The sequence below is a fragment of the Pseudoalteromonas denitrificans DSM 6059 genome, assembly GCF_900112265.1.
Classification (GTDB): domain Bacteria; phylum Pseudomonadota; class Gammaproteobacteria; order Enterobacterales; family Alteromonadaceae; genus Pseudoalteromonas; species Pseudoalteromonas denitrificans.
On the sequence record NZ_FOLO01000033.1, the window covers coordinates 22,015 to 40,626 of the forward strand.

The following is an 18,612-nucleotide window of genomic DNA, read 5'->3' on the forward strand; positions in this document are numbered from 1 at the left end:
GGCTTTTTTATGCCTATTGACTTATCTCACATAGCGCTTCGATACCAAATAGAACTCTTCTTGTAAATCTATGCAAGTGATCGGGGTCAATATTAAAAACTTTATTATTTTTAACTGCATTGATCATCGAAAGAGATTGCCAACCTGAAAGCTGAGCGCTATTTTCTGATTTTTCTGAGATAATAATGATATCGGGGTTGTGTAATAAAACTTGCTCTTTATTTACTGTAGGATAAGGGACTTCATGTTGAAAAAAAGGATTTTCAAATTGACATACATCCATTAGGTTTTGGATCCAAGTATCGCCATTGGCTGTGATCAATGGGGAGTGCCAAATTTGAAAAAAAGCTTTTCTCTTTGGCATCTTGATGAATTTCTTTCTTAAATTAGTTAAATCTGATAAATATTGATCAACAATTTTGTTTGCTAATATTTGTTTATTCGTAACTTTCCCTAATCGTAATATTTCGCTACCTATATCTTCTAATGTTTTAGGATCTGATATAAATATATCTATACCTAGCGCTTCTAATTTATCTACTTGTCCTAGTATTTGGCTATTTTTCCAGAGCATTACGAGATCAGGTTGTAGCGCAATTAATTTTTCTAAATTAATACCATTTACATCAGAGACGATAGGGTGTTCTTTTGCATGTTCAGGGAAATCACTATAAGCGCTTACGGCAACAATTTTCTCACCTAAATCTAAACTATAGGCCCATTCAGTTAGATGAGGGGCTAAAGTAGCAATTTTTTGATATTTATTTTGTTCAACAGCATGGCTGCTAAAGCTTTTAAGTAATATAGCAAAAAAAATGAACTTAAAGATTAAACGCAATGTAAATACTCACTTTGGATAAAATAATAAAACAAAACCATAAAACTTTGACTCGGTTTATAAGAGATAACGCAAATTTAATGCTATATATGGATGGCTGTGGGTATTGCCCTATTCTAATTTTGGCAAAGCGCCGTCCTGAATAAAAAGCAGGACCTCCAAGTTGTACCTTTAAGGCAGCACTCATACAGCTTAATAACCAACCTGTGTTTTTCTGATAAAAATGATTACCATAATGATTAATAAAATGAAAACTCATTTTTGTTTCTTTACTTAGGGCAATGCAAATTGCAACAAGTCGTGAAGGTAGCCACTCTAATGCATAAGTGAGGCTTTTGATTGGTTGAAGAAATTTTGTATTTGGTAAATACAATTTGCTCCAACTTGAATGCATTATGGTTAAAATTCGATAGCTTAAAGCGGCTATTGGGCCGCCAAGTAAGTAAAAAAATAATACTGAAAAATAAAGTCTGCTACTGCGAAGGGTTAATGTTTCAATTGCTGCTTTTATTAAGCCAGGCTCAGATAAATTTTTTGTTTCTCGTCTCAACCATACCCGTAGTAAATCTCTAGCTGCTGATTTTTGTTTTTGTCTAAGTAATAAAGGAAGTCGTTTTATAGATTGCTCTAACTTTTGGCTTTCAAGACATAAATAAAGAATTAGTCCTGATAAGAGTTCGGGATAAGAAGCAAATTCTAATAAACCATAACAGAGTATTAAAATAACAGATAAAGGAAAAATAATGGCCAACCACCCAGATAATAGCTGGTAACTATCGGAATCATTTTTTTTATAGATGCGTTTTTGTAGATTGGTAAAAATAACAAATAATAAGGTACTAGGGTGATATGAGTGGGGTAATGTTAACCAACGTTCTGCACAAAGTGCTAATATAAAAATAAATATTCCTGAAAACTCATGTGAAATTACTGAATTTGTCAGGAATATTTGTTCAAATACCTCAATCACTTATAGAGAAACCGTTTGAAGTTTTTCTAACAATGCAATAACCATTTTTGATGAATTTTCAGAAGCTTTAACTAAGTAACTATCAAAAGACTCAGGAGACTCTTTACCCGCTATATCCGATAAAGAACGTATGACAACAAAAGGTATTTCAAGTTGATGACAAGTTTGAGCTATAGACGCACCTTCCATTTCAACTGCTAACATATTTGGAAATTGACTGCGTGTTTTTTCAATGCGGATAGGATCGCACATAAATGAATCACCAGTACAAATTAACCCAGTCATTGTTTTGATATCTTGCATTTGAGAAATAACTTCAGTTGCTGCATCGATAAGTGCCGGGTGAGCGCTAAAACCAGCGGGCATATTTGGAACTTGGCCCATTTCATAACCAAAAGCAGTAACATCAACATCGTGATGACGTACTTCAGATGAAATAACAAGGTCGCCTATGTTTAAGCTGGGTTCAAAACCACCTGCTGAACCTGTATTAACAACACAATCTGGTGAAAACAATTCAATTAATAAGGTTGTTGCAATACAAGAAGCAACTTTTCCAATTCCTGATTGTACTAATATAATGTTTTGCCCTGCAAGTATGCCTTCATAAAAAGTGAAACCAGCTTTTTGTGTTATTTTACTTTGCTGCATTGCACCTTTTAAAATTGCGATTTCAGGTTCCATCGCACCAATAATACCAATTTTCATATGCTTAGCTCTAATGTTGAATTTTTAGCTATTATACTGCTTAAATACAAAAATGCTAAGCTTGAACAAGTCCTGTCGAAGGAGTTTTTATTTGAGAAGGGGATAAAACGGCTGGTTTGCTAGATGTACGTGCTTTTATTAAAGGTTTTTTAGGCATAGTTTTACCTAGTTTGAACATAATTGCTTGGCGAACTTCTAAAGGTTTATAGCCTGCTTTAACTTTCATTCTGATATGAGGTATACCAGCAGATTCTAATGCACCATTAACAAACCAGTCTTTTTGAGCTTTATGACCTTGTTTATTATTATTATTCACTAAATCTATTGCAGCCACTATATTCATGGTTTCTTTATCAAGTAACACATAATCTAATTGTTTGTTTTTTGCTTTAGTAAGTGCAATACGTTTCGATTTACTGGTTATGCCAGATTTAAAATCAATGATATCTATTAGCATCACACGGCTTACAACTTTATAATCGTTACCTATGGCTCGCTCTAATAATGTTAGAAATCCTTTTTCTACCTGAGTATAAATATTATTTTTTTTTGTGAAAGGGTAGGGGTTTCCGCTGTCAGTTAGCTTACTTGCGACCATAGATGCAATAACAACTAATACCAAAATAGATAATAATACAAACTCCATAACTAACTCCTACATCAATAATTTGACGCTCATAAACTTAAATAGCGAATTAATTACTAAGAAGCATGATGTATGCCAATTGTTTTTCTTGTTATAAAAGAGTGCTGTAAGTAATATCTCTTTCCTAGGATGAAACAATAAATGCAATTGCTGTGTGTTATTGCTAGAATGCTGCCCAAAGGTTAATTTCTCTAAGTTAAAACTTATAGAAAAACATTGGTTTCTTTAAAAGAATAATAAAACGGTATTAGTATGAGTTTGCGTAAAATTAAAATCGGTATTTTTGTTGGTTTATTTTCCTTAGTTGATATGGCCTCTAGTATTGCAGCAACACCTGATTTATTTTTATTTGGTCAAGGTTTATCTTTTTGTGCCAGTGACAATATGCAAGATTGTAGCAAAGAAAAAAAAGAGTCAGGTTTTTCCGATAATTCAAAGCAACCAGCCATTTATAGTATAACTGATGATGCCCTTACAAGGCTAAGTGAGTTTCCCTGGACAGAACAACCTGAACTTAAGTTACAAACAATCGCTTTATTAAAAGTTCTTAAACCTAAGCTAGATGGAAAAAAATTAAACGAAAGGTTATTCGTGAGATTGCTTAGGCGTGAGAACCTCACCTATTTAAATGAACCGCTAAAAGGAAGAGATATTTGGTCAAATTTGTTTGAATTTGAAAAGCGAAACTTATTTGATTTATTAGAACAAAAACAATCTCTAAGCTCTGGTAAACGTCTTATTACAGCTGTTGATATTAAAGCCACTGAAAATCAATCTTCTTTATTAGCTTACAATGCATTTTATAAAGCGGCAGTGAAAATTGCCGGGAAAAAAAGAAAACCTCGCATTGCATTTATCACCGGAAACGATAGGGACCCTTATAAAAGAGTTGATTATTTAAAAGCATTATTTGAAGATTTAGGTTTTGAAGCGACTTGGTTGCCTGTTGATGCAGCCATGCAAACTGCACTAGCCGCAAAACAATACGATTTGACAGCATGTGATAGTCTTGAAGAATTTCAAATCAAAAAATTAGCCAGCTATCGAAGAAAAATTCTTTATCCGGATCTTTTTAAGCAGCAGTTAGCTAGTTGTAAAAAGAAAAATGAAATAGTTGATAATTTAAAAAAATCTGACGCACTTTTCATTGCGGATGGTAGTGCATTACTTTCATTTCATAGCTTTTATACACCGACAGGAGAAAAGTCGGATGTACTTCTAAAACTTGAAGAAATGTTACAGAATAAGCAGATAATTTTAGGGCTTGAAGGTGATAGTATTCACGCCTTAAGTAATAGGTCAACGATATTTTCTGGTGATGGACTTCAGGTAATGTTAACGCCTTCTACTGTAATGAGTTCAGGTAATGAAGCGTGTAGCCTAGGTCTCGATTGTATTTCACTTGAGGCTGAACGTAACTTAGGATATTTAAACAAATCAATTTTAAATGTTTTTCCTTGGGGTGTGTTTGATACTCAAATTAGCTCATTGGCACGCCAACCAAGGTTAATAAAAACTGCATTAGAAACAGATAACCGTTTTGCTTTTGGGTTAGATAAATTAACGAGTATTGCTATCACGAGTGATAAAACTGAAAATGGTGACATTGTTGAATTTACTGTTTTAGGTAAAGGTGGTTTTTGGGTTTTTGATACCTCAAAAATAGCTTTGACTGATAGTCTCAAACAGGAACTAATAACAGATGAATTTACAAGTTATTATTTAACGCATCAAGATAAAATGACTTTGCGAAATAAAGCAATTACAGTTGACTTTGCAAGCTGGAAATATACAAATAATACAAACACTCAAAGCCCTACAGTAACATCATCACAACCTTTTGCTAGGTATAACTTCTATAAATTGAATAAGATGTTATGTAATACTGGAGCATTAGAGGCCAAAGGCTCTGGTGATATCCAAGGGTTGGAGTATACCTTATTACTTAAAAAAGATGCTTCAAGTACATCTCGTAAAGGCTTAATTACTTTAGATAATAAAAACTTAAGTACTTGTTCTTTTGCAAGTATATCAAGCCAAATAAAAATACTTAATTAGTCTAATTTATAAGTACAAATGGTGATGAGTTTATTACAATAGAGGGGTTATTTAATTCAGGGCTCCTTTTATTTTTATGATTGAATCATCATTTACCCCTTGGGTTCGTATTTTATCTTCTTTTGTTACTCGCTGGGGTAACAGTAAAGCAAGCGCTATTCTATATTCTTTATTTTTAGTTTTTGCTTTAATATTGTCTTGTACTTATTATTATGTTGCTTTTGGGTCAATTGCTTGGCTTGATTTATTAGAAAACATAATTTTAACTGCTGTATTCTCCCCTGTTTTAGTTTACGTCACCATAAACCTCATTTTACATCTAAATGCATCCCATGATTTTTTAGAAAGTGCAACTCAGCAAGAAAAACTGCTTAATCAAACTTTAAAAGATAATATTCAACGTTTAAATAGCGAAATAGATGAAAGAAAAATGGCCTTTCAGGCTAAACGCCGTGCAATAGATGAGTTAAGGCGTGAAATAGCAGAGCGTAAAAAGACTCAGCAAGAGCTTGCTAAACAAGGTGTTTTATTAAGATCTATTGTTGATTCATCTCCAGATTTATTTTATTACAGAGATAAAAATGGTTGTTTTGCCGGATGTAATCGCATGTTTGAGCAAGTCATTGGTATCGCAGCTGAAAATTTAATAGGCAAACACGCAAGTGAAATTTACACCGGAAAACATTTACCTTCAGTTTTAAATACTGATAAAGAAGTACAGCAAAAACATATTGCGGTAACTTTAGATGTGGAATATGTGGTTAATGATGAGAGTCGTTGGTTTGAAATGCGAAAAGTACCATTTTTTAATGATAAAAAAGAGTATATAGGTTTATTAGGCTTTGGTCGTGATATTACAAGCCGTAAGGAAGCTGAGCAAGCCTTAGAAACAGCCTATAAAGATAAAGGTAAATTTATAGCAACCTTGAGCCATGAGTTAAGAACACCTTTAAATGGTATTGTGGGCCTAACCCGCATGCTATTAGATACAGATTTAAGTACAGAGCAAAAAAGTTGGTGTAATACTGTTTTTTCAAGTGCCGAAACCTTAGGTAATATATTTAACGATATAATTGATCTGGACAAAATTGATCGTGAGCAGTTGGATATTGCTTGTGAAAGCATTAATTTATCCGACTTTTTAAATGATGTTATTAATTTTGGCGGGGTTATTGCGCAACAAAAAGAACTTGAATTTAAAGTTGAACAGCAAGGAGAGTTAGATGTATTTGTTGAATTAGATCCTACTCGTTTACGTCAAGTTTTGTGGAATTTAATTAATAATGCAGTTAAATTTACTGATTTAGGCGGTGTCAGCTTTAGTTGTTTTAGAGAGTACCATAATAGTAAACCTTGGCTTGTGATTGAGGTTGCTGATAGTGGTATTGGCATCGCTTCTAATGAGATTAATCGAATATTTGATATGTACTATAAAGTCCCAGATATTAATGGCAGTAATGCTTTAGGTTCAGGTATTGGTCTTGCCGTGACTAAGGCGCTTGTTCAAGCTATGGGCGGTAAACTTAGTGTTGAAAGTGAACAAGGCCGAGGAAGTTGCTTTACAATGGAGATCCCGCTTACATTAACAAAAGCACCAGAACAAAGGATTTATGATGGTCGAGGATTAAATATATTATTAGTTGAAGATGTTCCTCTTAATGCTGAAATAGCGACTAATTTATTAGAACAAAGAGGACATGAGGTCATTTGGGCTGAAACAGGAGAAGATGCGCTTTCTTTTGTTGAAACTGAAGATGATTTAGACTTAGTTTTACTTGATATGCAATTACCTGATATTAATGGTGATGAAGTTGCACGTATTATCAGAGAAGATAGCTTTTTTGATAAACTCCCTATCGTGGCCTTAACAGCTAATGTTAGACGCGCTGAAGCTGATTTAGCAGATATTAAGATTCAAGGAGCGTTAGCTAAACCAATAAATACCGGTCGATTAGATCGTATGCTCGCAGAACTATTTCCACACTCAGCTGTATCTGAAGAGTCTCAAGTTCAACCTAAAATAATGTCTTTACGAGCAGGAAAAGAAGACAAAACATATATCAAATTACTCGAATTAGAAACAATTAATGACTTTGTTGGCTCTATGGGGGTTGAACCATTTATTAAAAGTAGTAAATTATTAGAAAAATTAGGCCCTTTATATATTACTGAAATGCAAAAAGCGCTTGATGAAAATGATTTGGATGAGTATCAGTCGGTTGCACATAAATTAAAAGGGGCTGCGGGCTCTGTTGGTTTAAAGTCAGTTCAGTTATCAGCTAAACAGATGGAAGATAAAACTCATAGTGAGCCCCTAGAGCAATTACAAATTTGGCTTGATGAATTACCAGAAAGTATTTCAAAGGGCCTTGAAAACTTAGAAGAGTACTTGTTGCACGCTTTTTAAAGTGTATTAAAAAACCCGTTATTTATAAAATATAGTAACGGGTTTTGGATTAAGTTTGAAAGTGCTTAACTTAATTTACTTATCTAATTTGCCAATAAAGCGATAGCCTTCACCATGAATTGTGCTGATCAACTCTTGTGTTGTTTCATCACTTTCAAAATGTTTACGAATACGTCGAATAGTAACATCAACAGTTCTATCATTAGCACGTAATTCTCTACCAGTCATTTGCTTAATTAGCTGTTCACGACTGAAAATGCGTCCTGGTGAGTCTAACATCAAGCGTAAAGCACGATATTCACCTTTAGGTAAGCGTTTAGAGTCACCAGCCGGAGAAGTTAAACAACGACTGTTTTCATCTAGTTCCCAACCATTAAATGTAACTATACCATCAGTGCTTAATTCATTTTCATCTTCTGAAGTAGATGTACGAGTTAATAAGTTGCGAGCACGAATCGTTAATTCACGTGGATTAAAAGGTTTTGTGATGTAATCATCAGCACCAATTTCTAAACCTAAAATACGGTCAACATCATTATCACGACCCGTTAAAAAAATTAAACCAACATTTTTTTGCTGTCTTAATTCACGAGCTAATATTAAGCCGTTCTTACCGGGTAAATTAATGTCCATTACAACTAAGTTAACGTCATCATTTGCTGAAAGTTTGTCGTGCATATCTTCACCATTAATGGCTTCGACAACTTTGTATCCTTCAGCTTGGAATAAACTAACGAGATTCAGTCTTGTGACATCTTCGTCTTCTACGATTAGAATGACAGGCGTTTGCATCATTTGTAACCTTTTGGAAATGTTTTATTTACAATTAATAGTAAAAATGTTAATCGTGCGAATATCTAGCGATTATAGGTGCTTATCGATTTGTTAACAAGTAAAACCCACGAGAAGATATTACAAATATCGAAAAAGCATTAATCCGCTACTGAGGATGAAATTTGGCTAAGGCAAGTAATCTGGATTCTATTTTCACCTGACTTTGAGATAATTTATCTTTATTTATATAAAGTCTAATTTTATTACCTTTTTGTATTAAAGCAGCAAGTCCACCAAGATTTAAGAATTCTATTGTTTCACCAATAACAACAATACTTGGTTTTATTTTGTTGATCCATTCTTGGTTTACTTGACTTTGTATCTTTTCATCTAAATATATGATGTTGCATTGTTGATTTAGTTCACTTGTTGTTTCAACTTTATTTAAAATAATAACTTTTACTGGTAATTTTTGAGAATATAAACCTTTTTTACTGTGTAGTAGTTTTCCTGGCCCTTGTTCATTATCAAAAAAACAAAAGTTAATAGTATTGAGTGAGGGGGGAGGAAATTCAATAAATTTAGACATTTGAAAAATAAATGCTGATCGCACTTCAGTTAATGTTTTTGCGTTAACAAAAGATGAAAAAGTAAAAATACTAATAACAAAAATTAATATATATAGCCTATTAAGATAAATGAGAGATTTATTCATTTTATAAATCCCCATCAAGTGGAATGGTTATTATAAAATGAACACCTGCATTTTTGTTTTCTTCAAGTTCTATTCGTCCTTTTAGCGCTTGTGTTACTAAATTATAAACTAAATGCATGCCTAACCCACTGCCACCTTCGCCACGGCGAGTAGTAACAAATGGATCAAAAATTCTATTTTTTATATTTGCGGGCACACCTTTTCCATCATCGCTGTAATCAATTCTGAATATTTTTCCTATCATTGTAATTTTAATCTGAATATTTCCAGAAGTATTTTTATCGAAAGCATGGATCAGGGAGTTTTCAATTAAATTTTGAAAAATTTGATGCAATGGTCCTGCTTTTGATTGAATGTTTAATGTTTCAGGGCAATCAATTTGAATTTTGTGTGAGGTAAGTCCTATTTCCGCTTTCATTGAAAGTAAAACTTCATTGACTAATTTATTTAAATTAATCATTAATGAAGATTCTGTGTCTTGGCTTACTGCAACTTGTTTGAAACTTGATATTAATTCAGCGGCTCTATTTAGGCTACGATAAACAAGCTCTAAATTTTCAATGCCATCATTTATAAATTTAGACAGCTGTTTTGATGTTAATGTTTTTTTATCAAAAGCACCTTTAATTTCAAAAAGTTTATCTTTAAGCAAGGTGGAACCGGTGATCCCTAAGCCTATTGGTGTATTTACTTCATGGGCAACACCAGCAACCATTTGCCCTAAGGAGGCCATTTTTTCATTTTCAACAATTTGATTTTGATATTGGTGCATACGTTCAAGTGTATTTAGTAGCTCTTGATTTGCTTCTTTTAACGCTATAGTTCGGTGATTTACTTTCTCTTCTAAATTCTGATTTAATAATCTTATTTCTTGTTCATCTTTTTTTTGTCGCTCTAACTGGGCCTGAGTCCTTGAAAATAATACATTTAAGCTATGACTTAGTTGGTTTAGTTCAAATACATTTACATGGGGTGCCCTGATATCGTAATTTTTATTTTTAGAAACATCTTGTACCAAAGCACTTAAGCCTTCAATGGGTTTAGCCAAGCGGCGTTGAATTTTAATACTCAATAGAAAAACGACAAACAATACAATAAATGCAACTAAGAAATCTATTATAAGTTTATCTTTGATATACGCATTTAAGGTTGATAAATCACCACGAATATATACGTAGCCCTGGATAATTTCCTCAAACATTATTGGTCTAATAACATCGACATAATTGCCACTGTATTCAGGTTCAAAGGGGGCTTTTAGTTTATTTTTTTTAGTAGGTACAGGGGGGGTGTTAGGGGCATTGAAACTTGTGAAAAAAATGGTTTCATTACTAAAATCATCGAGTTTATAAATATGGATGTTTTTGATTTCTTTTACAGCTTTAAATGCTTTTAGCCGTGTTTGTTCAGTTTCATCATCATCAAATAGCAAACTGATTTGAGCATTAAATGCAATAATATCGGCAAAAGTTGTTAATTTATTTAAAGTAATTATGCGTTGTTTTCTGATATCAAGATAGGTTGAAACTGAAACTGATAGAGTAAGACTCAGAACAGTAATGAGCATTACTGTTCTGATTAGGGCTTTTTTTATACTAATTATTTGGCCGTATCGTGGCATATTTAGTTAAGTTAGGTCTATTTAAAAAAAATATCTTCTTTGATGTTAAGATCTAACTTAAAAATAGGCAATAAAAAAACGAAATTAGTCAGCTTTCTTATTTTTTAATGCACTGGTAAACGGTGAATTTATTTGTTTTTGAAACGGTTATATATTCTTGGTAACTTTGTTCTAAAAATGGTTGGTATTTTAAAAAGCTATTTGCAACGATAGTGAGACTACCTTTGGCTGATATATGTTGTTTCGATTTAATTATAAACTGCTCACTAATATCATAATCAGTAGCAAGACCGGTATGAAAAGGAGGATTACTGACAATATGATCAAACAGAGTATTTATTTTGCTTAAGCCATCGCTTAATACACATTTTCCCGACACATTATTAGCTGCAAGAGTAAGCTGTGTCGCTTTAGTTGCAAGTGAGCTTACATCTAAACAGGTAAAATTAAGCTTTGGATTTTGAATACCAAGATACGCACTGATAATACCCGCACCACAACCAAAGTCTAGAATATGTCCTGACCTTGGTACAGTCATTGTTTCTAATAATAATTTAGTGCCTAAATCTAACTCTCCGTGATTGAATACACCAGGAAGGCTAACAACTTTTACTTTGCTTCCTTTGATGTCTAATTCAAAAGTTTTTAAGTAGTGTTCAATCTCAAAACCTGATTTTACTTCTAACCCGTTAAATTGATATAAAAGACAGTGTCTGGCAGAGTCTATTTTATTTGAAGTTTTACATAGTGATTTAAGTTGTTTTTCAGATGACTTTACGCCGCCTTTATTTTCACCCACTATTAATAAGCGTGTTGTTTGCGATGAAATTGCACGAATGTTGTCGAGCATCATGAGTGCTTCAGCTTTTGCTTTTGGATAATAATAAACAATTAAATCAAAAGGTTTATGTTCTTTATCATGTTTAGGCAATTCAACATCTAATATAATATCGCCTTTCGATATTTTTTCTTCTGAACTTTTGGTTGCAAAATTGTTAGTGAAAGCTGTAATGTTTTGATGGATATTTAACGTATCTAATTGCTGCAAAAAACCATCTTGGCTAAAATTTATAATTAAAATTGAGTCAGCTTCAAGGCAGTGCTCATTGCGCAATAACAATTTACTAGGATTGGTAAGCTGACCCATTTTATTTACTCCACTCTCTCAAACATTAAATCCCAAACACCATGACCAAGGCGATGTCCTCTTTTCTCAAATTTAGTCAACGGTCTGAAGTCTGGGCGAGGCATATAATCATTATTTGAAGACTGATTTTTGAATGCTGTTGCAGAATTCATAACTTCAAGCATGTGCTCTGCATAGTTTTCCCAATCGGTTGCCATATGAAATACGCCGCCAATTTTTAATTTTGTACGTAAATTTTCAACAAACTCTGCTTGAACGATACGACGTTTATGATGGCGTTTTTTATGCCAAGGGTCAGGGAAGAATAATTGCACTCTCGATAATGAGTTGTCAGCAATACAGTCAGCTAAAACTTCTACCGCATCATGTTCATATACTCTTAAGTTTGTTACTTCGGCTTGAGCTGCATCTAATAAACATGCTCCAACCCCTGGTCGGTGTACTTCAATGCCGATAAAATTTTGGTCGGGAGCTTGAGTTGCCATTTCAACCAATGATTTTCCCATTCCAAAACCAATTTCTAGAACAACATCATTATCATTATTAAATGTGAGTTTAAAATCAAGCAGACCGTTTTCATGCACTAAACCCATGGTTGGCCAGCTTTGTTCAATGGCATTCGCTTGACCATTTGTAAGGCGACCTTCGCGCTTTACAAAGCTACGAATCGTTCGAATATATTTGCCACTTTCTTTTGCTTGCTCTAATCGAGTTTGATCTTTTTCACTCATTTTTACTACCAACCATGTCATCTGCCTAAATACGGTGGCGTATTATCCCTATAAGACTCCTCTGGCACAAGTAATCTCTTGACCTTTTTATATTGAGTAATAGACTGGCGAGAATAATTTTGAATGGGGTTTAATTAAGTTGGAATTAACAGTATCACAAAGTAAATGGTTTTCATCTAAGGTCGTTGACTGGTATAGCCTATATGGTAGGAAAACATTACCCTGGCAAATAGATAAAACACCCTATAAAGTGTGGGTATCAGAGATCATGTTACAACAAACTCAAGTGATCACTGTCATTCCTTACTTTGAACGGTTTATGGAAAGGTTTCCTGATGTTGCTTCTTTAGCAAATGCAAGTGAAGATGAAGTCTTGCATTTATGGACTGGTCTTGGTTATTACGCTAGAGCACGTAATTTACAAAAATCAGCCAAAATTATACATACGCAGTATAAAGGTGTATTTCCCACCGATATTAATGACGTGATTGCATTGCCAGGTATTGGTCGCTCAACTGCAGGCGCTATTTTATCTCTTTCATTGCAGCAACATCATGCCATTTTAGATGGTAATGTAAAACGCGTATTGGCTCGTTTTTTTATGCTAGAAGGTTGGTACGGCAATAAAGCCGTAGAGCAGAGACTTTGGAAACATAGTGAACAACTGACACCTAAAAATAAAGTGACTGAATTTAATCAGGCTATGATGGATTTAGGCTCTAGCTTGTGTTCAAGGGCTAAATTTGATTGTGAACCATGCCCTTTGAATACGCGTTGTAAAGCTTATGAAAATGGTCTAGTAAAGCAGTATCCACACCCAAGACCCAAAAAAGAAGTGCCAAAACGTAGTTGTCATATGCTTATTATTAAAGTAGGGCAGCAATTGTTACTAGAAAAAAGACCTAGTCAGGGAATTTGGGGAGGGTTACACGCCTTTTTACAATTTGATGATGATAAAAAACTCAATACATATCTTGCTCAACAAGGGATTAAAAGTAACCTTGAGTACTTGAGTTCATTTGTTCATATTTTTACCCATTTTAAGTTAACAATTAACCCTGTTGTAGTTGAATTAAATGCTCATCCTGATGTGATGTATGATAATCAAATTATTTGGTATGACTTAAAACAAAAATCAGAAGTCGGTTTAGCTGCCCCCACCAAAAAACTAATAGAATTATTTTGAGCTACACATTAAAATAATCTCATATTTTGAACATTAAAGAGAATTTATAAAATGGCACGTACCGTATTTTGTCAAAAACTACAAAAAGATGCAGAAGGTCTAGGTTATCAATTGTATCCAGGTGAGCTGGGTGAAAAAATTTTTAATAATATTTCAAAAGAAGCATGGCAGCAGTGGCAACATAAACAAACGATGTTAATTAATGAAAAGCACTTAAATATGATGGACAACGAACACCGTCTGTTTTTAGAAGAGCAAATGACAGGTTTTTTATTTGAAAATAAAGACGTTGAAATTGAAGGTTATAAACCACAAGAAAAAAAATAATTTGTATATGAACCACTCCTAAATATCAGGAGTGGTGTAAATTTTTAGAGATCATGAAATTCAGCGAATGAAAACTCATCTTTAACTTCCATTTTTGCGCGCATAGTTGCTAATCTAGCTTTTACTCCGCCCATCATCTGTGAAAACTGGGTGTCTTTTTGTAATAAGGTCAGAATAGGCTCTGCTTGAGCACGCCAAACAGAAACCCAACCAACATCAATCGCACCTTGTAAATAATAAAATGCCTCACCTTTTTTACCTTGCAATGACTTTAATAAGGTCATGTTATAAAAGTAGGATGGATTATTTGTTTTTTTACTCATACCTTCTTGTAAAAAGGATTCAAACTCTAAAATTATCTTTTCAGCTTTTTGATCATTTCCATTAGCCTTATATGCATAAGCTAAGTGGGCAACACCTTGACCCTTAACCATATAATAAAATGGGGTTCTATTTTTTTGTTGATACAGTCTTTCGAATGCCATTATTGCAGTTGAATAGTCCTTTTCAAAAAATGATATTTCACCTTGAATATAATCATTAAATCCCATTTCTGTATGTTCAAATTTAATTTTACTCAAAAGGGTTATTGCATCGCTCAACTTTCCTTGACTGGCATATAATCGAGAGGTTAAAAAATCAATTTCATTATTAGAAAGTATTTCTTGGTTTGATTTTGCGTATTCTAACCAAAGGTTAGCAGCTTGAATATTACCTAAGTCAATTGTAGATATTATCAAGCCCTTCAGTGCGGATTTATTATTTTTGTCGATTGCTAGAGCACGATCATACATTTCTATTGATTCATCTAAACGGCCTCTTTCGAATAAAATTTTACCAACAAGATTGTATGCGCCGGGATAGTATGGGTCATTAGCGATAATCTGTGAAAATAATGCCATTGCTTTATCTTCTGAACCTGCTTCATAGAACCCCCAAGCTACATTGAAAGCCGCAACAGATGATTTAGGGTCTAACTCTAACGCTTTTTCAAAATGTTCATGAGCGGCTCTTAATTGACCTTTTTCCTTTAATAAAGATCCATACCACATGTATGTCATTGCATAGTTTGAATTGAGTTGTAATGCTTTTTTAAATGAGGCTTCAGCTTTTTGTTTATCCATTGCGGAAAGTAATAAACCTTTAGACGCATAAGCAGCAGCTAAATTTTCATCAATTTCTAATGCTTTATTTATTGCCTGGGTGGCATTTTTACTGGCCGTTTTTTTATCTAAATTACCATAGAGAGTCAGCAATATATTCGCATCAGCAATACCAACATACGCTCTAGCATATTGATTATCCAAATTAATTGCATGTTGAAAATGTTTAAGTGCTTTAGTGATAGATGCTGATGTTCTATGGCTTAATTCATTTTGACCTTTACCATTCTCAATCATTGCATTGACATTCGTTGTTTCTGCAATAAATTGATGCTGGCTGCTTTGCCCTAATAAAGTTGCTGTCATTTTCTTTACGACTGAAGTGGCGATATCATCTTGGATTTGAAAAATGTTTTTATATTCCCGATTATAAGTTTCAGACCAAAGGTGTTCACCAGTACTTACTTTAATAAGCTGCGCAGTTACTCTAATTTGATTTGTTGTATCGCTCTTTCGAATGCTGCCTTCTAAAATCGTATCAACACCGAGTTCTTTACCTATCTCTGTGATTGTTTTATTTGATACTCCTTTATAAGCAAAAGATGAGGTTCGAGCAGTCACTTGCAATTTAGGGATTTTTGCTAATAAATTTAATAACTCCTCAACCATACCATCGGCAAAAAACTCATCTTCAGGATCATTACTAAAAGCGATAAAAGGTAAAATAGCTATAGACTCTTTTTTTATTTCTTGAGTGGTTGTAGTGCTATTTGTAGGTTCAGTGCTAAATTCAATATCGTCTAAATCTTTTTCGAAATAAAGTTGACTACCAGCTGTGGCAATAAAAACAATCAAGAGCGAACCTACAATCGCAAGCGTTGTTTGCAAATTTGTTTGTGGGGAGCTTTTTTGATGTAAATCTTTTGAAGCCCATACAATACCACTTTCGGTAAAGTTAAAAAGCCAGGCAAAAACTAAACTGACTGGAAAACCCGAAATAAAGATAATAAGCAATAAAGTCATAAACGAGTCAGGTAGGCCTAAAGCAGGTACGCTTAAATCTGCTATTTGGATCAAAGGCCAAGCAGATACAGCATAAATAGTTGCAACTTTAAATACTTGTCTTTGCTTTAGTTGTTCAGTGAGACTTTTCACTTATGCTCCATATTTCGATTTGAGAATATTAATCTTCGATTGAGACTGAGCCTGTTACTGTACTAATAATTAAATTGCCTGAACCATCGCCAGACATAAAGTTTAGTTCTTGTTTTAACATAGAACGTTTGGGCTGATCTTGTGTAATTTTATTTTTTATCTGGCCTCCAAATTGACTTTTCAATTCACAAGCCGCATTTAGTTTGCCCTTAGATTTATATTTTATTGCACCACTCACACTGGATAATTTTATTTGGGCTTTGTTTTGCAGTATCCCTTGAATAGCTGTATGACCAGATACATTTTCAGTTGTTAAGTTTTGTATTTGGTCAATAGTGGATTTGATTTCGCCAGACATAGACTTTATATAAGCTTCTTGGTATTTCCCTGAAAGAACTATCGTGCCAGTAACTGATTCTATATGCGCGTAACCATTTGAATTAATAATATTTACATCCCCACTAACCGTTGAGGCTTTTATTTTGGTTTTAACATTTTTTATTACTAAATCACCATTAATAGTACGACCTTCTATACCTGCATTTAAATCATTAAAACTAAAGGAAGTATCAACCCCTTTGAACCATAAAGAAGTTGAAGCGGGAATATAAACTTTTAAATCTGAGCCATCTCCAGAATGAGAGTCGCCTTTCATTTTTACTTTAATATAAACTTTATGGCCTTTATTTTTAACAACAAGAGATTTTGCAGAGTCATCTAATTCACCTTTAATTACAATTTTATTTTTGTCCCAGCCAAAAATTTCAATATCACCTCTTAAGTTGTCAATTAATATATTTTTAGGTGACTGAACCTCAATGGTTTTATTGATTAATTCTCCCGCATGAATTGTAGACATGAAGGCTAAAGATAAAAGTAAAAATAGTTGTTTCAAAAATAAATTCCACACATAAAACATGTTTCTAAGTATACAAAAAAAACCGTCTAATAAAAGAGCAAAACGGTTAACAGATGTTTCAGCAGTTTGTTATGAATCACTTAAGTAAAAATTACCTTTGTATTCAATTAAACATTGATTACTTTTGTTAAACAATATTTAATAAAATGAAACTAATTTAGAAATTAGTTTGCTGCATTGCTGACTATTTTCTATAAATAATAATCAAAGATGGATTTTAAGGAGTAATATTTATGTCGTTAGACATTACTTTTAACCTTCAAGACAGTGATTTAGATTATTTTCGTGACGTGATGCGCAAAGCACAGTCAGGAGTCGGTAATTTAGATGAAAAAGATATTTTGGATAAAGTACGTGCCTTATCAAATGAAATTAAAACAGGTGTGCCCGAATTTGTTTCTCACAGATTGAAACAATTAGAAACTTTAGTTGAAATGATTGAAGATACTGAGTGGAAAATACCGGATGAAGAGCGTCAAGATGTGATCAGTGCTTTAGCTTATTTTAGTGAACCCGAAGATTTGATACCAGATCATATTCCCGTATTAGGCTTTTTAGATGATGCTATCATGATTGAGCTTGTTGTTGCCGAACTTAAAGATGATATGGAAGCGTTTATTGAGTTTTGTGAATATCGCTCACGTGAAGAAGTTCGAAAAGACCCTGAAACAATTACCCGTGATGAATGGTTAGAGTCAAAACGTAAAGAGCTACACAGTCGAATGCGATCCCGTCGTAAAAGCCGAGGTGGAAGAGGCTTTTCATTTAGGGTTTTTTAATTAGAACCTTATAAATATTTAAAGGTGAGCCATGCTTATCTTTAAATATTTTCAATTCCTTTCTCGTATCAAAATATCGTTAAAATTTAATATATATTTCTTTTGCATTTAAAAACGCTAAAAAATAGTAGGTAAGATGAATACTTTTTAGTTTTTGATAAAATTATTTAGCTTGCTTGTATAAAAAGTTTCCACCTTCTGATTTAAAGCCTTTTTAAGTGATACTTTTTAACTTTACTTAAAATAATAATATCTTTAAATATTTGGCTTTAGTTTCTGAAATAGGGTTTTGTTAGCGCTGGTTTGATTGCTTATTAAGCTTTAAATCATTAACTTGTTTGAAAACTGTGCAAACAAAAAATAGAGTGAAAAAAAAGTTGACTTGAACAGGCAAAACCAGTTTAATACGCCGCACACCAAGACGAGCTGTTTAGTTTGTTAGGTACTGCCTCGATAGCTCAGTCGGTAGAGCAGAGGATTGAAAATCCTCGTGTCCGTGGTTCGATTCCGCGTCGAGGCACCATTTAT

16 protein-coding genes and 1 tRNA gene are annotated in these 18,612 nt (G+C 33.4%); 6 read left to right on the forward strand and 11 right to left on the reverse strand.

All coding sequences use genetic code 11. From position 1 onward, the window contains the following. Nucleotides 1-13: 13 nt before the first annotated feature. The 4 genes from BM088_RS17430 to BM088_RS17445 are packed head-to-tail and all read right to left on the reverse strand — an operon-like array spanning nucleotide 14 to nucleotide 3,162. Complete coding sequence (locus BM088_RS17430) at nucleotides 14-838, reverse strand: cobalamin-binding protein (RefSeq protein ID WP_091987369.1); 825 nt, start codon at nucleotides 836-838, stop codon at nucleotides 14-16. Continuing rightward, nucleotides 822-1,808, reverse strand: a complete 987-nt coding sequence (locus tag BM088_RS17435; RefSeq protein ID WP_091987373.1) for a cobalamin biosynthesis protein CobD/CbiB — start codon at nucleotides 1,806-1,808, stop codon at nucleotides 822-824. Before BM088_RS17435 ends, BM088_RS17430 begins: the two co-directional genes overlap by 17 nt. Continuing rightward, the gene (gene mtnN / locus BM088_RS17440; protein WP_091987379.1) at nucleotides 1,809-2,516 is read right to left on the reverse strand and encodes a 5'-methylthioadenosine/S-adenosylhomocysteine nucleosidase; all 708 of its coding nucleotides are present in this window, start codon (nucleotides 2,514-2,516) and stop codon (nucleotides 1,809-1,811) included. It abuts the gene before it with no gap. Between the two features lie 55 nt (nucleotides 2,517-2,571). Then, on the reverse strand, nucleotides 2,572-3,162 hold the full coding sequence (locus BM088_RS17445; RefSeq protein WP_091987383.1) for a DUF2726 domain-containing protein: 591 nt from the start codon (nucleotides 3,160-3,162) through the stop codon (nucleotides 2,572-2,574). 252 nt (nucleotides 3,163-3,414) lie between these two features. Here BM088_RS17445 and BM088_RS17450 point away from each other — a divergent pair, with 252 nt between their 5' ends. Together BM088_RS17450 and arcB are read left to right on the forward strand one after the other, a co-directional pair. Further along, complete coding sequence (locus BM088_RS17450; RefSeq protein ID WP_091987388.1) at nucleotides 3,415-5,220, forward strand: type 1 glutamine amidotransferase family protein; 1,806 nt, start codon at nucleotides 3,415-3,417, stop codon at nucleotides 5,218-5,220. A 76-nt stretch (nucleotides 5,221-5,296) separates the two neighbouring features. Continuing rightward, nucleotides 5,297-7,627 (forward strand): aerobic respiration two-component sensor histidine kinase ArcB, encoded by a 2,331-nt coding sequence (gene arcB, locus BM088_RS17455; protein WP_091987392.1) that lies wholly within the window; start codon nucleotides 5,297-5,299, stop codon nucleotides 7,625-7,627. Between the two features lie 75 nt (nucleotides 7,628-7,702). Here the strand turns inward: arcB and arcA are convergent, their stop codons facing one another. From arcA to trmB, 5 genes are all read right to left on the reverse strand, one after another. Beyond that, nucleotides 7,703-8,419: a two-component system response regulator ArcA gene (gene arcA, locus BM088_RS17460; protein ID WP_091987396.1), complete on the reverse strand. Its 717-nt coding sequence runs from the start codon at nucleotides 8,417-8,419 to the stop codon at nucleotides 7,703-7,705. 148 nt (nucleotides 8,420-8,567) lie between these two features. Further along, a complete protein-coding gene (locus tag BM088_RS17465; protein WP_177208091.1) occupies nucleotides 8,568-9,116 on the reverse strand; it encodes a YfiR family protein in 549 nt (182 codons plus the stop codon). Between the two features lies 1 nt (nucleotide 9,117). After that, nucleotides 9,118-10,737 (reverse strand): HAMP domain-containing sensor histidine kinase, encoded by a 1,620-nt coding sequence (locus tag BM088_RS17470; protein ID WP_091987403.1) that lies wholly within the window; start codon nucleotides 10,735-10,737, stop codon nucleotides 9,118-9,120. A gap of 97 nt (nucleotides 10,738-10,834) precedes the next feature. Next, the gene (locus BM088_RS17475) at nucleotides 10,835-11,884 is read right to left on the reverse strand and encodes a methyltransferase (RefSeq protein ID WP_091987407.1); all 1,050 of its coding nucleotides are present in this window, start codon (nucleotides 11,882-11,884) and stop codon (nucleotides 10,835-10,837) included. Nucleotides 11,885-11,889: 5 nt separating this feature from the next. Further along, on the reverse strand, nucleotides 11,890-12,615 hold the full coding sequence (gene trmB / locus BM088_RS17480) for a tRNA (guanosine(46)-N7)-methyltransferase TrmB (protein WP_091987410.1): 726 nt from the start codon (nucleotides 12,613-12,615) through the stop codon (nucleotides 11,890-11,892). Between the two features lie 139 nt (nucleotides 12,616-12,754). Here trmB and mutY point away from each other — a divergent pair, with 139 nt between their 5' ends. Continuing rightward, entirely contained in the window at nucleotides 12,755-13,801 is a 1,047-nt protein-coding gene (mutY, locus tag BM088_RS17485; protein WP_091987413.1) for an A/G-specific adenine glycosylase, read from the forward strand. Nucleotides 13,802-13,852: 51 nt separating this feature from the next. Continuing rightward, nucleotides 13,853-14,128 carry an oxidative damage protection protein gene (locus BM088_RS17490; RefSeq protein WP_091987417.1) on the forward strand — a complete coding sequence of 92 codons (276 nt, stop codon included), beginning with the start codon at nucleotides 13,853-13,855 and terminating at the stop codon, nucleotides 14,126-14,128. 44 nt (nucleotides 14,129-14,172) lie between these two features. Here BM088_RS17490 and BM088_RS17495 read toward each other — a convergent pair whose 3' ends face one another. Further along, nucleotides 14,173-16,386: a tetratricopeptide repeat protein gene (locus BM088_RS17495; RefSeq protein WP_091987420.1), complete on the reverse strand. Its 2,214-nt coding sequence runs from the start codon at nucleotides 16,384-16,386 to the stop codon at nucleotides 14,173-14,175. Between the two features lie 28 nt (nucleotides 16,387-16,414). Next, nucleotides 16,415-17,281: a DUF4097 family beta strand repeat-containing protein gene (locus BM088_RS17500; protein WP_091987424.1), complete on the reverse strand. Its 867-nt coding sequence runs from the start codon at nucleotides 17,279-17,281 to the stop codon at nucleotides 16,415-16,417. A gap of 257 nt (nucleotides 17,282-17,538) precedes the next feature. Here BM088_RS17500 and BM088_RS17505 point away from each other — a divergent pair, with 257 nt between their 5' ends. Next, nucleotides 17,539-18,084, forward strand: a complete 546-nt coding sequence (locus tag BM088_RS17505; RefSeq protein ID WP_091987427.1) for a YkvA family protein — start codon at nucleotides 17,539-17,541, stop codon at nucleotides 18,082-18,084. A gap of 447 nt (nucleotides 18,085-18,531) precedes the next feature. After that, nucleotides 18,532-18,607, forward strand: a tRNA-Phe gene (locus BM088_RS17510). Nucleotides 18,608-18,612 lie beyond the last annotated feature (5 nt).